The 14,284-nt window shown below is 66.4% G+C and carries 11 protein-coding genes; 6 read left to right on the top strand and 5 right to left on the bottom strand.

From position 1 onward, the window contains the following. Positions 1-37: 37 nt before the first annotated feature. Positions 38-154 (bottom strand): OadG-related small transporter subunit, encoded by a 117-nt coding sequence (locus tag OXF11_16390; GenBank protein MCY4488674.1) that lies wholly within the window; start codon positions 152-154, stop codon positions 38-40. Between the two features lie 39 nt (positions 155-193). Then, positions 194-409: an acetyl-CoA carboxylase biotin carboxyl carrier protein subunit gene (locus OXF11_16385; GenBank protein ID MCY4488673.1), complete on the bottom strand. Its 216-nt coding sequence runs from the start codon at positions 407-409 to the stop codon at positions 194-196. Positions 410-799: 390 nt separating this feature from the next. On the opposite strand from OXF11_16385, the gene OXF11_16380 reads away from it, so the two are divergent. From OXF11_16380 to OXF11_16360, 5 genes are all read left to right on the top strand, one after another. Next, positions 800-3,016, top strand: coding sequence for a hypothetical protein (locus tag OXF11_16380; protein ID MCY4488672.1), 2,217 nt, complete (start codon positions 800-802; stop codon positions 3,014-3,016). 187 nt (positions 3,017-3,203) lie between these two features. Continuing rightward, complete coding sequence (locus OXF11_16375) at positions 3,204-4,520, top strand: surface lipoprotein assembly modifier (protein MCY4488671.1); 1,317 nt, start codon at positions 3,204-3,206, stop codon at positions 4,518-4,520. Between the two features lie 50 nt (positions 4,521-4,570). Next, the gene (locus tag OXF11_16370) at positions 4,571-5,035 is read left to right on the top strand and encodes an MEKHLA domain-containing protein (GenBank protein ID MCY4488670.1); all 465 of its coding nucleotides are present in this window, start codon (positions 4,571-4,573) and stop codon (positions 5,033-5,035) included. Positions 5,036-5,222: 187 nt separating this feature from the next. Next, on the top strand, positions 5,223-7,586 hold the full coding sequence (locus OXF11_16365) for a S8 family serine peptidase (GenBank protein MCY4488669.1): 2,364 nt from the start codon (positions 5,223-5,225) through the stop codon (positions 7,584-7,586). 302 nt (positions 7,587-7,888) lie between these two features. Further along, positions 7,889-10,225, top strand: coding sequence for a S8 family serine peptidase (locus tag OXF11_16360; GenBank protein MCY4488668.1), 2,337 nt, complete (start codon positions 7,889-7,891; stop codon positions 10,223-10,225). A 45-nt stretch (positions 10,226-10,270) separates the two neighbouring features. Here OXF11_16360 and OXF11_16355 read toward each other — a convergent pair whose 3' ends face one another. Both OXF11_16355 and OXF11_16350 read right to left on the bottom strand, forming a co-directional pair. Then, on the bottom strand, positions 10,271-10,744 hold the full coding sequence (locus OXF11_16355) for a hypothetical protein (GenBank protein ID MCY4488667.1): 474 nt from the start codon (positions 10,742-10,744) through the stop codon (positions 10,271-10,273). A 545-nt stretch (positions 10,745-11,289) separates the two neighbouring features. Further along, positions 11,290-11,724: a VOC family protein gene (locus OXF11_16350; GenBank protein MCY4488666.1), complete on the bottom strand. Its 435-nt coding sequence runs from the start codon at positions 11,722-11,724 to the stop codon at positions 11,290-11,292. 331 nt (positions 11,725-12,055) lie between these two features. On the opposite strand from OXF11_16350, the gene OXF11_16345 reads away from it, so the two are divergent. Continuing rightward, entirely contained in the window at positions 12,056-12,499 is a 444-nt protein-coding gene (locus OXF11_16345) for a hypothetical protein (GenBank protein ID MCY4488665.1), read from the top strand. Here OXF11_16345 and OXF11_16340 read toward each other — a convergent pair. Next, positions 12,480-13,799, bottom strand: a complete 1,320-nt coding sequence (locus OXF11_16340; protein ID MCY4488664.1) for a hypothetical protein — start codon at positions 13,797-13,799, stop codon at positions 12,480-12,482. The genes OXF11_16345 and OXF11_16340 overlap by 20 nt on opposite strands. Positions 13,800-14,284 lie beyond the last annotated feature (485 nt).

Raw genomic sequence — 14,284 nt, 5'->3', positions numbered from 1 at the left:
GTAGAGGGGCGGGAATGACGAGTCGGCGGGCTGGCCGTCATGCAGGAAATATCTTCCTAATGAGCAGAATCAGCAGACTCAGCAGCCACAGCACCACCAGCGTGCCGACGCTGCCCACCAGCGCAACCGTGAGGCCAAATTCCCAGGTGCCCATGTCAAACCTGCCGGACCGAAGCCGTGCGCCACCGCGCGGCTAGTCGATCTCGGCGAGCTCCTCTCCCGCCTCCACCGACTGCCCCACCTCGACCTTGACGTCCTTGACCGTTCCGCCGGCCGGCGCCACCACGGGAATCTCCATCTTCATGGCCTCCATGACGATGACCACGTCGTCCTCTTCAACGGCCTGGCCGGGATTCGCCTCGATCCTCAATATCTTTCCAACCATGGGGGCTGTGACGGTGGTTGCCAATGGATGTTCTCCTTGCGCTGTGGGTTCGGCGGGAAACACCCGCTGCCGGACCGTTCCGGTTCGTCCCTTTATCGGGGTTTTGCCGGGACAAGTCAAACCGGAGACACCCGCTACAAAAACAGCCAAAAGGCCGGCGTTTCTTGCTTGCTTTCCCCATGGGCCTGTGTTAGCCGAGAGCAGTTGGACCGAGGGAGGCTGGCACGCGAATCGACGGTATTCGACCGGCGGGACTTGGGAAGTCGCGTCGCGGGTTTTGTGCGGTGACGGGCATTTTCTCCCTTGCATTCCCCACGGACTTGTGTTATCCACGTGGCATTGCCCTAAAACGGTAAACTTGGGGCGGCTTAAACGGTAAGCTTGGGCTCTTCAAACGGTAAGGAGGAACAGGGAATGTTGAATCGTAAAATTGTGATGGCCTTGGCGGCTGCCATGGTTTTGGCAGGGCTGTATGGCTGTTCGTCTAATTCCGGGATAAAGAACGACCGGGACGAGGCCATAGAAGCAAGGAACGCCGCGCTGGCGGCTCAAGCTCAGGCGGAGATGGAGCGGGACGCTGCCAACACTGCCCGGGCTGCCGCGGAAGCCGCCCAGATGGCGGCGGAGACACAGCGGGACGCTGCCAACACTGCCCAGATGATGGCGGAGGCGGCGCAGGCCACCGCGGAAGCCGCCCAGATGGCGGCGGAGGCGGCGCAGGCCACCGCGGAAGCCGCCCAGATGGCGGCGGAGGAGGCGGAGACCGCCGCGAAAGCCGCCCAAGGTTTGGCTGAAGGGGAGCGGGATGCTGCCAACACGGCAAGGGATATGGCGGTAGCGGCTGCGGCAGCCGCGGAAGCCGCCAAGATGGTGGCGGAGACGGAGCGGGATGCTGCCAACACGGCAAGGGATACGGCGGTAGCGGAGGCGACAGCCGCGGAAACGCGTGCGATGATGGCGGAGGCGGAGCGTGACCAGGCCATTGCGGACAAGGAAGCGGCGGAAGCTGCTTTGGCCCTCGCGTTGGCTACTATGCAATCCAACGCCACCTATACTGCCTATACCGTCGCCAAGGCGGCATTCGACACCCTCTTGATCGCATACGGTACGCAGGACACGGACGTGGACGACGCTGAGGAATTGGTCTCCAAGGCCAACGAGGCGATGACGGCGGCCAATGCGGCCGCGGCCGCGGCCGCGAATGGGACCGCTGTTGAGATGGCGCGGGCGCAGGTAGCGGTAACCGCCGCCCAAACAGCAGTCGCCGCCGCCAACTACGAGCTGATGCAAGCCAACACGGCCAAGGAGGCCATGCCCTACGCGATGCGCCTGGGCGGCGACGACGGTGAGTCTATGGCACCGGGTTATGCGTCGGCGAAGCACGACGGAACCAATGTTAAGGTCACGGCGACGAGAGACGACAACGCGACCCCCACCGAGGCCACAACGGACGACACCACCATCGGGAAGGATGTGACCGCCACCAGCGTCGGCAACGGATGGTTTAAAGCCGATATCGTGAAGGCAGACGACAGCAACCAGACCGCGACGGTCTATACGAACATCCAGGACACGATGGAGAAGTTCACCGACGTCCACACAGCCGCGGACTCTGCCGCCATTTCTACCGTGACCAACGGCGTGCTGACCCTCGTGACGACCGCAGAACAGCTCCCGCTGTTCAGGATGCTTGCGGCTTCACCGTCATTCCCTGATATGGCGGCCCAGACCACCACTTACATCGCGGATGACGCAGTTAATCCTCGTGCGTTTGCGGGCATGTGGGACGGCGTACCGGGCGACTTCACCTGCACCGGCGACACGTGCTCTATTGCAGTTGTTGCAGGGACAGATGGCGCGGATCCAACGATCAGTGCGATAGAGGGAGAGTGGACCTTCACCCCCGACTTCCTCGGGCCCGATAACGTGTCCGACCCCGCCGATAACGAGACGGCGGCGGCTACCAGGACAGACGACCTTGCCGTGCCCAACGTGAGGGTGGCTGACGAAGACTATCTGCGGTTTGGATGGTGGACGACGGTGAACAAGGACACCGGCGCCGTGAGCTTCCGCACCTTTTATGGCGGCGAGGAAGAGTACAACAACAGCGGGTTGAGCGGCTTGGAAGGCTCCGCGACGTACAAAGGTCCGGCAGCCGGCAGGTACGCGAAGAAGACTTACAACGCGAACGCGACCCTTGACTCTCTTGAGCATGGCGAGTTCACGGCGAGCGCCACCTTGACGGCGCGCTTCGGCGGCGGTGATATCGCCGCCAACAGGGCACAGCAGATAGACGGAACGATCGACGGATTCCAGGACGAGGATGGAAATGACATGGCAGGGTTCAGTCTCACGCTCGGGGCCATCGGGATCCAGAATTTGTCCAACATGGATATGTTCACCGGTGACGGACAGACCGACGTAAACCGCGACGGCGGGATGGGCGGTTCGGTGGGCGGCTCTCCGGTGACGACAGGAGACTGGGAGGGTCAGTTCTTCGGTAATCCGGCGGCCGGCGCTGCCGCGCAGGACATGCACCCCGGCTCGGTGGCCGGTAGGTTTGATGCCCATTCTTCCCACGGGCACGTTAGAGGTGCGTTCGGGGCGACTCTCGACAAGCGTGATAAGTAGACAAAAGGCCCTGGCACTCGCCAGCCGCGCGGGCGCGGAGGCCGATGGTAAGGCTCTGAACTCGCAGGTTTAACCACGAAAAAGAGGGTGACGCGATTCGCGCCACCCTCTTTTTTTGCCAATAATTCAAAGGTGAACGATGACCCTGAGATCCGTGTGCGGTGCATTGGTGGCGATCGCTGTATTCATGGTTGCCGTGCCTGAGGGCGGGACCGCCCAGGCGCCGGCTCCTTCGGTCGCGGAAGACGTTGCGGAGGTGCGCACGCTACTCAAGAGCGGGCAGTTTCAAGCGGCGCTGGATGTCCTTCGTCCGCTGTCGCGGGCCAATCCGGGGCGCATGGATCTGCTGTTTCTCATCGGCATGGCGGCGGGCGCGGAATCGCAGCGCCCGGGCATCGCCGAAAAGGCCCGAAATGCGTTGCTCGACGAGGCCATCGTTTCTTTCCGTACCATGCTCATCAACCGTCCGGGTTTGGTCCGCGCGCGGCTGGAGCTGGCGCGGGCGTTTTTTCTCAAGGGCGAGGATGGCCTGGCCCGGCAGCATTTCGAGCGAGTTCTAGCCGGCAACCCGCCGCCACCGGTGGTAGCCAACGTGGGCCGCTTCCTTGCCCAGATCCGGCGCCGCCGGGGCTGGAACCTGCACATGGGCTTTGCGGTGGCGCCCGACACCAATATCGGGGGCACATCCAACGAGAGAGTCATCTACATCTTCGGACTGCCGTTCCGCCGTGATGCCGAGTCGCTGACCACTTCGGGGGTCGGGCTTTCGATCTGGGGCGGCGGCGAGTACCAACATCGGTTGGCGAACCGGCTTGGGCTCCGCCTGGGCGTGGACGGTTCGCGCCGGGAATACTCGGGCGGGAAATTCGACCAGATGCTCGTGTCGTGGCATGCCGGACCGCGCGTCCTGGCCACGGAGAGGACGGAGTTCAGCGTGCTCGGCAATTGGCGTCATCGGTGGAGCGCCAACGAGCCCGACTACTTCGACTTGGGCGCGAGACTCACCGTGAAGCACCGGTTCACCCGCCGGCTTACGCTCAACGGCAGGTCGTCGTGGCACGACCGGCGGTACCGCACGCGCAAAACGCTGGACGGTCCGGTCCGGAACTTCTCGCTCAACGCGGGATGGGTGGTCACCCCTACGGTGCGATTCGATGCCACCGGCGGATACGGGCGCGACCGGCCGCTGAACCCCAAGTTCCGTAACCGGAGCACCTGGCTCCAGGCCGGGGTGTCGGTAGCCCTCCCTTGGGGTTTTACGGTGGGCGCGGGCGGCGGCCATCGGTGGACGGACTACGAAGGCGATTGGTCTCCCAATACGCCTGACGGCGTGCCCCGGGAAGACAAGACGTACAACGTGCGCGCCTCGGTTCTCAATCGTGCTCTCACTCTCTTCGGCTTCAGCCCCGAGGTGTCGGTAGTACACGAAGGCCGCACCACCAACGCCCAACTCTACGACTACAAGAAAACCGGCGGCGAGTTGCGTGTGGTGAGACAGTTTTAGCCGGCCTCGTGCCTCCGCCCCTGACTTCCGGCTGCCGCAATGATGTTTCCATGGACCTTGACTGGATCCGCTGGCTGCTGGACAGCTACGCCTTGTGGCTGAGGCGGGAGCTCATCGACCGTAGCGGCGACATCCAGGCCCAGAGCGACCGGCTCTTCTCCGCGCCCTTCGTGGTGGTGTCCCACCTCGACTCCGACGATCCCATCCTCAACTACGGCAACCGCCGGGCCCTGGATCTATGGGAGATGACCTGGGCTCAGCTCACGGCGACCCCCTCGCGGCTTACCGCCGAGCCGGTGAACCGGGAGGAGCGGGCGCGAATGCTGGGGCGGGTGACCACCCACGGCTTCGTCGACGATTACCGCGGGGTGCGCATCTCGCGGACGGGCCGGCGTTTCCTGGTGGAGCAGGCCACCGTATGGAATGTCCTGGACGAGGGTGGCGCCAGACGGGGCCAGGCCGCGGCTTTCTCGCGGTGGACGGCCCTGGGAGCAGGTATCGGCGAAGAGCCGTGACCGCTCGCACGGCGAGCTTCGCCTGGGCGCGGTTTACAGCCACCGGCCCGGCCACCGCGGGGACGCCGGCCCGGAGTGGACCTTCCTCGGCGGCTGGCGCCGGGCGTTCTGACGAAAACCCACCCGTGTCCGTTTTACACGACGGGAAAACTGGACTTTTAAAACGGCTCGGGTTAGCAACTACCGCATGGCACGAGTCGCGGCATTCACCCTCCCCATCGCCCTGTTCCTGTTGTTCGTCCTCGCCGGCTGCGGCGTCATCGGCGACAATCCCCGTCTGGCTCCGGAGGAATGCCTCCCCGTCCACGACGGCTGCGTCCAGCCGGAGGAATTCCAGGAGGCCGCGGCAGCGGCGGCCGAGGAGTCCCGCGAGCATCCGGGCTATGAGAACCAGTGGGGGCTCGGCTACATCAAGGCGGACGCGGCCTACGGCAACCTGAACGTTGTCGAGGGTCCCGACGCCGAACCCGGCGCCGGGGTGACGATCGGGTTCCTGAACACCGGCATCGACCTCGACCACCCGGCGTTCTCCGGAAACAAAGCCGTCACGGAAACATTCCTGGACGACGCGGCGGACGAGACCGGCGAGGAGGCCTTTTCGTTAGGTACGGCGGTGGCGAGCATCGCCGCGGGCAGCCGCCTCGTTGAAGGAGACCCCTACCAGGGGATCTCCAGCCACGGCGTTGGCTGGGGCGCCGACATCGCCATGTTCGCCGTCCCCACTTCCACGGTCAGCGGCCCCTACGAGCCCAGATCGCTCGAGCGTCTGGCGTCGGCGGACCCGAGGCATGCTGCCCAGTACGAGGAGGCGCTGTCCTGGCGGGACGGCGACCGCAGGGTGGACATCCTGGACCTGAGCCTGGTCATGTCGGGTGTGATTGAAGGTTACACCGAACAGGATCTCCGGGACAACTACGGCCGCACCATCGCCGCCCTGGCGCAGGCGGACTCCGAGGAGAAGGCCATCCTCGTATGGTCGGCGGGCAGCAGCCATGGACGTGAGTGCGCTCCGTCGGTGACGGACAACTGCCGGTACGGTTTCCTGAACGCGGTTTCGCCCAATGTGTTGGGCGGGCTCGCCGCGCTCATCGAGGAGTTGCGAGGCCATTCCGTCGCCGTGGTGGGAGTGAACCAGGCCGACGGAGGGTTGGCACGGTTTTCGAATCGTTGCGGCATTGCCGCCGACTATTGCATCGCGGCGCCGGCGATGAGCATGCGGTTCGCCTATTTCGGACCCTCTCGGGGACAGGCCGTTCGGGCCTACACGGTCAGTTCGGGGAACGGATTTGCCACGGCCATGGTATCCGGCGGGTTGGCCGTGATGAAGCAGGTCTTTCGTGGCCAGTTGTCCAACACGGACCTGGTGACCCGGCTGCTGGAGACCGCCGACGACAGCGGCATCTACGCGGACCGTGCGTTCTACGGGCGGGGCTTGATGGACCTGGGTGCCGCGACCTCGCCGGTGGGCGTGCTGGAAGTGCCGGTGGAACCGAGCGTCGGAGCGAACGGCTTCCGGCTCTCTTCGACGTCCATCAGCCCGGGAACGGCCCTCGGGGATGGTCTGCAGCGGTCTCTCGCGTCGCGGGAAGTGATGGCGGTGGATCGCATGGGAGCGCCGTTCTGGTACCGCCTGGGAGACTTCACCGATGCCGGGGGCGGGCCGTCGGTAACGGCACGGCTGCGGGGCTTCCTGGTGCCCGACCCGGCGTGGGCGAGCCGCACGGGCAACGTTGCGGCGTCAAGGGGAGAGGCCGGCACGGTGGAGCCTCTCCACACGGCGCGGGAAGGAGCCGGCCCGGCGGGGGACACGGCGCCGATCACTCTGTACGCCGCTCGCCTGCGGCCGTCGTCCGAGGTCCGGGGCAGCCACATGTCGCTGGCCGAGGGTGCGGTGCAAGCCACCCTGGCGGCGCGGAGCGGTGTGTCCGCGGCGGCGTTCACCACCAAGGGGCAACCGGGGCAGCGGCCCACGGTGGGAGCGGCGCTGAGCTGGCGGCGGGCAGGGTCGCCGCTGGGGCTGCGGGCGGGCTGGATCGGTGAGCCCAAGACGCTCCTGGGGAGCGTGGGCGAAGGCGCTTTCGGCGGCTTGCGGGCGGACACTTCTTTCCTGGGCGTGGACGCGCACACGGACTTGGGCGGGTGGCGGCTCGGCGCCAGCGCGGAGCTTGGGATCGTGGTGCCGGACGTGGGCGGAGGATGGGTGGACCGGGTGTCGTCGCTGGCCACCAGCGCGTTCGCGCTGCACGCCGGCCGGGCGCTGGCGGGGGCCGGGGCGGTGCGTTTTTCGGTGTCGCAGCCGCTGCGCGTGGAGCGTGGGCGAGCGTCCTTGACGGTGCCGGTGAGCCGGACGACGGCGGGGGCGGTGTCGTATGAGCCGCTGTCGGCGGGCCTTTCGCCCAGCGGCCGGCAGATGGACTTCTCCGGCGAATGGCGCCGGCCGCTGGCGAACGGGGAGCTTCGCCTGGGTGGGGTGTACAGCCACCGTCCGGGCCACCGCAAGGACGCCAGGCCCGAGCTGACCTTCCTCGGCGGCTGGCGCTGGGCATTCTGAACCAGGGGATCATGCTTACACACAACTCGCTCACAGGTTTCACCATGTCACGTCATCCCGCGATTCAGGCTGTGTCAAGACTCATGAAGCAAGGACCCTACGGAACGTCATTCCCGCGAAAGCGGGAATCCAGGGGTGGTGGGGGTGGGGCACTGCAGGGGCGTTTCCCCGCCTCGCCACCCCTGGATTCCCGCCTTCGCGGGAATGACTCTTCGGGGGATCGTTGCCTCGGGAGTTTTGTCACAGCCTGGAAAGTCTTACTGCTCGTCCTTCTTCTGCCGGTTGCTCTCGCCGGCTGCGGCGTGGTCGGCAGTCCCGCGCTACCGTCGGAGCCGTGCGTCGCCGTCCACGACGGCGACTGCGTCGAGTTGGAGCAATTCAACGAGGCCGCGGAAGCTGCCGCCGAGGAGTCCCGGGAGCACACGGGGTTTTGGAACCAGTGGGGACTGACCCACATCAACGCGGACGAGGCCTACGGCAACCTGAGCGTGCTGATGGGGCCGGACGTCGAGCCCGGCGCCGGGGTGACCATTGGCGTCCTGGACACGGGCATCGACCTGGAGCACCCGTCGATCGCGGGCAACGACAACAGGAAGGTCACCGAGGAATTCACGCCCGGCGCGATCGACGAGACCCTGTCCGAGGCCGGCCTCCTGTCTCACGGCACGGCGGTGGCGAGCGTGGCGGCGGGGGCACGGACCGATTCGGAAATCGGTCACCACGGCGTGGCCTGGGGCGCTGACCTTGCCGTGTTCGCCCTCACCCTGGGGTCGGGCGACGGCGTTTACAGGCCGGTGCCGGTGGAGGCTCTGCCCACCGTGGACGCCGAGGACGCCGCGCTGTACGGGCAGGTGTTCTCGTGGCGGGACGGCGACCGGAAGGTGGACATCCTGAACCTGAGCTTCGGCTACCAGGGTCTGATCGACGGCTACACCGAGGAGGATCTGCGCGACAACTATGCGACGACCCTCGCCGCCCTGGCGCAGGCGGATTCCGAGGAAAAGGTCATCCTCGTGTGGGCGGCGGGAAACTCGCACGGAGACGCGTGCGATTCCGCGACGGTGGAGTTCTGCCCGCGCGACGCGCTCAACGCGGTTTCCGTCGACATCAATCCGGGCATTCCGGCGCGCATCGAAGAGTTGCAGGGCCATTCCGTCGCGGTGGTGGCGTTGAGTCCCAACGACGGGCGGATCGCGTCCTTCTCCAATCGCTGCGGTATCGCCGCGGACTTCTGCATCGCCGCTCCTGGCGAGGCAATCCGTAGCGCCTATTTCGGCAACATAAGTCCCCGTTTCTCAAGCCGGGACTACGCGAATCTCCGAGGGACATCCTTCGCCGCCCCCATGGTGTCGGGCGGGCTCGCCATCATGAAGCAGCTCTTCCGGGACCAGTTGTCGAACACGGACCTGGTGGCCCGGCTGTTCGATACCGCCGACCGGAGCGGGTTCTACGCCGACCCGGCCATCTACGGCCGAGGTTCGATGGACCTGGGCGCGGCGACCTCGCCGGTGGGCGTCCTGGAGGTGCCGGTGGGGACGAGCGTGGGCGCCAACGGCTTCCGGCTCCTGTCCACGTCCATCAGCCCGGGGACGGCCTTCGGCGACGGTCTGCGCCGGTCGCTGGGGTCACGGGAGGTGATGGCGGTGGACCGACTGGGAGCGCCATTCTGGTACCGGCTGGGGGACTTCACCGGAACCGCCGGCGGGCCGTCGGTGGCGGCGCGGCTGCGGAGTTTCCTGGCGGAGGACCCGTCGCGGGTGGGCGGAGAGAGCGTCACCACGCAGGTGCGTGGGCGCACGGACAGGGGCGCGGGCGAGGAGTCCGCGGGTGTGTCGGCGTACGCGGAAGCGGATGAGTCCGTTCACGGGGGCGCGCAAGCCGGCCCGGGCGGAGAGATGGCGGCCTTGAGTGTCCACGCCACGCGCCTGGAGGCGTCGTCGGATGTCCTGGGGAGCCACATGTCGCTGGCCGAGGGGGCGGTGCAGGCCACCCTGGCGGCGCGGGGAGGCGTGTCGGCGGCCGCGTTCACCACCAAGGGGCTGCCGGGGCAGCGGCCCACGTTGGGAGCGGCACTGAGCTGGCGGCGCGTGGGGTCGCCGTGGGGCGTGCGTGCGGGGTGGATCGGCGAGCCCAAGACGCTTCTGGGGAGCGTGGGCGAAGGCGGCTTCGGCGGCCTCGCGGCGGACACGTCCTTCCTGGGAGTGGACGCGCGCACGGACCTGGGCGGATGGCGCATCGGCGCCAACGCGGAGGTGGGGATCGTCGTGCCGGATGCGCGCGGGGGCTTCGTGGACGGGGTGTCGTCGCTGGCCACCAGCGCGTTCGCCCTGCACGCGAGCCGGGCGTTGGCGGGAGCCGGCGCGGTGCGCTTCTCCGTGTCGCAACCGCTGCGCGTGGAGCGCGGCCGGGCATCGATGACCGTGCCCGTGAGCCGCACCAAGGCGGGAGCGGTGTCGTACGACGCACTGTCGGCCGGCCTGGCGCCCAGCGGGCGGCAGATGGACTTCTCCGGCGAGTGGCTCCGGCCGCTGCCCAAGGGCGAGCTTCGCCTGGGTGCGGTGTACAGCCACCGCCCGGGCCACCGCAGGGGCGCCGACCCCGAGGTCACATTCCTCGGCGGCTGGCGCTGGGTGTTCTGAGCCACTGACAACGGGTCGCTCCGCGGAGGGCGGCGCCCGTCCTGCTTACTTGGCCACGCCCACCTGGACGATGCGGCGCTTGTCCACGCCCGCCACACCCACGAACTTGAACACCTTCTTGTCCAGCTCACGCGGCTGGAACCCCTGAACCACCACGCTCTTGCTGCCGTCCAGCAGCGCCGCGAAAGGCGCCGCCTGGCTCTTGCCCGCCGGATCCGTCGGGAACTTGAACGCCGTGCCCGGAATGTTGGTGAACTCGATGGCGCCGGTCTCGTCGCTGATCCAGAACTCCGCGATGGCCGACCCGGCCGCCACCTCGGCCAGCGCCGCGTTGATCTCGTCCGCGCTCATCTTCGCCTTGACCGCGGCCGCGACGAAATGAGCCGCCAGCATGGCCTGCGCCACCATGTGCTTCGACACCGCGTCGTCCGCCGCCCGCGCCGGCTGCGCCGTCAGCACGCCGCCGCCCAACACCGTACACAATCCGAGCACCATCACCGCCTTGAAAATTGCCTTCATGGTTTATTCCTTTCTTCCTCTTACGTCATTCCCGTGTCAAAAACACCTTACGTAACCACGTCACAGAACGTCATTCCCGCGAAAGCGGTTGTGTCAAAACTCGTGAGGCACGCACATAACGGAACGTCATTCCCGCAGAAGCGGCTGTGTCAAAACTCGTGAGGCACGCACATAACGGAACGTCATTCCCGCGGAAGCGGCTGTGTCAAAACTCGTGAGGCACGCACATAACGGAACGTCATTCCCGCGGAAGCGGCTGTGTCAAAACTCGTGAGGCACGCCCACAACGGAACGTCATTCCCGCGGAAGCGGCTGTGTCAAAACTCGTGAGGCACGCACATAACGGAACGTCATTCCCGCGGAAAGCGGCTGTGTCAAAACTCGTGAGGCACGCACATAACGGAACGTCATTCCCGCGGAAGCGGGAATCCAGGGGTGGCGCGGCGGAGAAACGCCCCTGTAGTGCCCCTCCACCGCCCCTGGATTCCCGCTTCCGCGGGAATGACGACTCGAGGGGGCTGGCAAGCGGGAATCCAGGCGGCACCCTACGCACCCTCGTCCCACGGATCATAGCTGCCGAAGTTCCACAGGTTTCCCTCCGGGTCGCGGCATGAGTAGAGCCGGCCGCCGTAGTCCTGATCCTCCGGAGCCATGACGATCTCGGCGCCCGCGGCCACCGCCCTGGAGTGGTGCGCGTCCACGTCCGAGACGATGACGTAGTTGCTCTGGGACACCGGCGCGCCGGTGTCCTCCAGGGGCTGCTGCAGTCGGCCGAATTCGTCATCCCGCGCCGACCCCAGCATGAACATGCCGTTGCCGAACACGAGCTGCGCGTGGAGGATAACCCCGCCCTCGCCCGGCACCACCAATTGTCGCTCGAAGCCGAACGCCTCACACAGCCAGTCGATGGCCGCCGACGCGTCCCGGTACCGGATGGCCGGAATCAGCGTCGCCCGGGTGTCTTTCGCAAGGCTGGACATGCGTCAGTGCTCCTGTCGGGTTGATTGCCCCTAGTGTGGTGTCCGGTTAATTCGCATAACAATCCGCGGGTCTTTTTCGCCCTCGGCTGCGTTGCGTCACCCCGGGCCTTGACCCGGGGTCTTCCTCGCGTGGTGCCCGCCACTGCTCGTCATCGCGCCTTGCCGACGACAAAATATCCTCCGCATATTGTTATGCTAATTAACCGGACACCACAATAGTCTTCCATATCGTGTGCAACGCGCCAAGCCATCCGCTCGCTGTCGCGTGGCTAAAGAAAGGTGTTGACCGGCCGATCCATTATTCATAGGATACAAGGAGGTAATGCGGGCCATGGAGAAACTGAAGGAATACGCTGGCGTGATCATCGCCGTCATGACCGTGGCAGCGTCGTTGTCGGGACTGCTCTTGTGGACCATCCAGATCCAGATTGTCCCGGAGATCCGGCGCTTGGACGAGCGCATCGAACTCGTGCACGCAGACGTGACGGGCGGCCTCGATCGGATGGATGGCCGGTTCGACCGGATGGATGGCCGGTTCGACCGGATGGACAACCGCCTCGAGCGGATGGACGACCGGATCAATGCCCGGTTCGACCGGCTGGAGGGTCGGTTCAACGCCCGGTTCGAGCAGATAGACGCTCGGTTCGACCGGCTGGAGGGCCGGTTCAGCGCCCGGTTGACCCGAGTCGAGGGGGACATCAAGACCATCCTGTTGCGCCTTCCGGCGCCTGAAGAGCCGGCGGCGGCGCAATCGCCTACCTCAACAGCGCGTTGACGCCCGTTAGCACCAGGATCGCACCCGTGGCGAAGAGCGCCACGAAGGCGAGGTTGGGGCCCAGGATCACGCGCTCCGGGGGGACCCGGAACATGGTGGAAGCGGTGGCCACCAGGATGGCCGAGAGCCCCACCATGGAGGCGCAGGACCAGCTCACCAGGGCGCTCTCCATGAGCACCACGTCCGCCACCTGCAAGGGCAGGTTCGACAACACGGTCAACAGGAACGTGAGCGACACGATCTGGTGCACCCCCACCAGGGAACTCACGGTCCCCCCGCCGATGACCAGGGCGATGACGGCCATGGCGGGGAGGTCGAGGGCGCCCATCCACTCCATGATGCCGGTCTGTGCGAACACATGCCGCACCACGCCGCCAAGGGCCAGCGACAGGGTGAGGATGGTCACCTCGTTGCCGATGTCGGCTGAACCGCGGTAGGTGAGCGCCAGGGTCCGTCCCAGCGCGCGGCGTCCCTTGGGCAAGAGGGTCAGGAGGCACAGCGCCGGCACGCCCGCGATCAACGCTTCCAGCGTGGACAGCACCGTGGCGCCGGAGAGCAGCGCCACCACCACGACGCAGAGCGCCACCGGCGGGACGATGGGCTGGAGGCTCCGGAGCGCGCGCCACAGGAGCCCGAGGCCCCGCTCCCGCGAGAACAGGAGGTGGGAGCCGGTCAGCGCCAGCGCCGCCATGGACAGCCCCAGCGTCATGATCTGCCACAGCGGCACCCCCGGCACGTACTGCGACGACAGCGCCATGGCGATCCAGAACGGGGACCACAGACCCGCCAAGCTGCCGCCGCGGTGGCACGCGCGCATGGCCGCCAGGTGTTCCGCCTCGACCTTGCTCTCGCCCACGATGGGCGCGGTGATGGCGAACGCACCCGGTCCCAGCACCGACGCCAGCACGTGGCTACCCACCAGGAAGCCCCCCAGGCGCTGGTCCGGCTTGAGACGTTCGAACAGCTCGCGCGCGTTGACGATCTGCTGGAGCTGGTCCGCGGTGACGCGCAAGAGCACGATGGTGCCGAAGAAGGCCGTGAACAGCGGTGTCGTCCGGAGCCCCGCCAGCGCCGCCGAAAGCCCGCCGTAGGCCAGGACGAGCACCGCGGCCAGGACGGTGAGGGCGCCGCACAGGATCACCGTCGCGCGCCGCAGCCGCACGCTGACGCGCAACAGGAACAGCGCCGCGACCACCGCCCCCACGCCCTCCAGCCACGGCCCCGCCCACGCCAGCCGCCCGAACTGGACCACCCACAGCACCAGCACCAAGGACTCGGGCCGGAAGATTTGGATCAGCACGGACATGGCAACCAAGTGGTCATGGGAAAGTGATCATCGGCAACGGGTGATCATTGCAAGGTGTCATCGGCAACCGGGCGGTCATTGCAAGGAGGTCATCAGCAACCGGGTGGTCATTGCAAGGAGGTCATCGGTATCGACGTGGTCACGGCAATGTGTGATGGCATCGAGGCGTGGCGTTAGGGGACGCGACACCCATGAGCGAGTCTGGTACGAATAGTGGCATGAACGGAGTCTAGGCCAAAACGACGGCGCTCACCGGCATTCCCGAGGGACTGTGCCAAGACCCATGAGACAAGGATCTTCGAATCGTCATTCCCGCGGAACAGGCTGTGTCAAGAACTGATGAGGCAAACCAGGTAACAGAACGTCATGCCCCCGAAGCAGGCTGTGTCAAACGTCGCCCGGACAAGAATGGGCGCCCACCCCCCGAATCGTCATTCCCGCGAAAGCGGGAATCCAGGGGTGGAGAGGCGGGGAAACGC

The organism is Deltaproteobacteria bacterium, from assembly GCA_026712905.1.
Taxonomy (GTDB): Bacteria; Desulfobacterota; Binatia; order UBA9968; family JAJDTQ01; genus JAJDTQ01.
This window is presented reverse-complemented; position numbering and strand designations above follow the sequence as displayed.

Excerpts from the sequence above, each read along its gene's own strand:
- OXF11_16390 (MCY4488674.1), bottom strand. The coding sequence starts at position 154 with ATGGGCACCTGGGAATTTGGCCTCACGGTTGCGCTGGTGGGCAGCGTC.
- OXF11_16380 (MCY4488672.1), top strand. The coding sequence starts at position 800 with ATGTTGAATCGTAAAATTGTGATGGCCTTGGCGGCTGCCATGGTTTTG.
- OXF11_16375 (MCY4488671.1), top strand. The coding sequence starts at position 3,204 with ATGGTTGCCGTGCCTGAGGGCGGGACCGCCCAGGCGCCGGCTCCTTCG.
- OXF11_16370 (MCY4488670.1), top strand. The coding sequence starts at position 4,571 with ATGGACCTTGACTGGATCCGCTGGCTGCTGGACAGCTACGCCTTGTGG.
- OXF11_16365 (MCY4488669.1), top strand. The coding sequence starts at position 5,223 with ATGGCACGAGTCGCGGCATTCACCCTCCCCATCGCCCTGTTCCTGTTG.
- OXF11_16355 (MCY4488667.1), bottom strand. The coding sequence starts at position 10,744 with ATGAAGGCAATTTTCAAGGCGGTGATGGTGCTCGGATTGTGTACGGTG.
- OXF11_16350 (MCY4488666.1), bottom strand. The coding sequence starts at position 11,724 with ATGTCCAGCCTTGCGAAAGACACCCGGGCGACGCTGATTCCGGCCATC.
- OXF11_16345 (MCY4488665.1), top strand. The coding sequence starts at position 12,056 with ATGGAGAAACTGAAGGAATACGCTGGCGTGATCATCGCCGTCATGACC.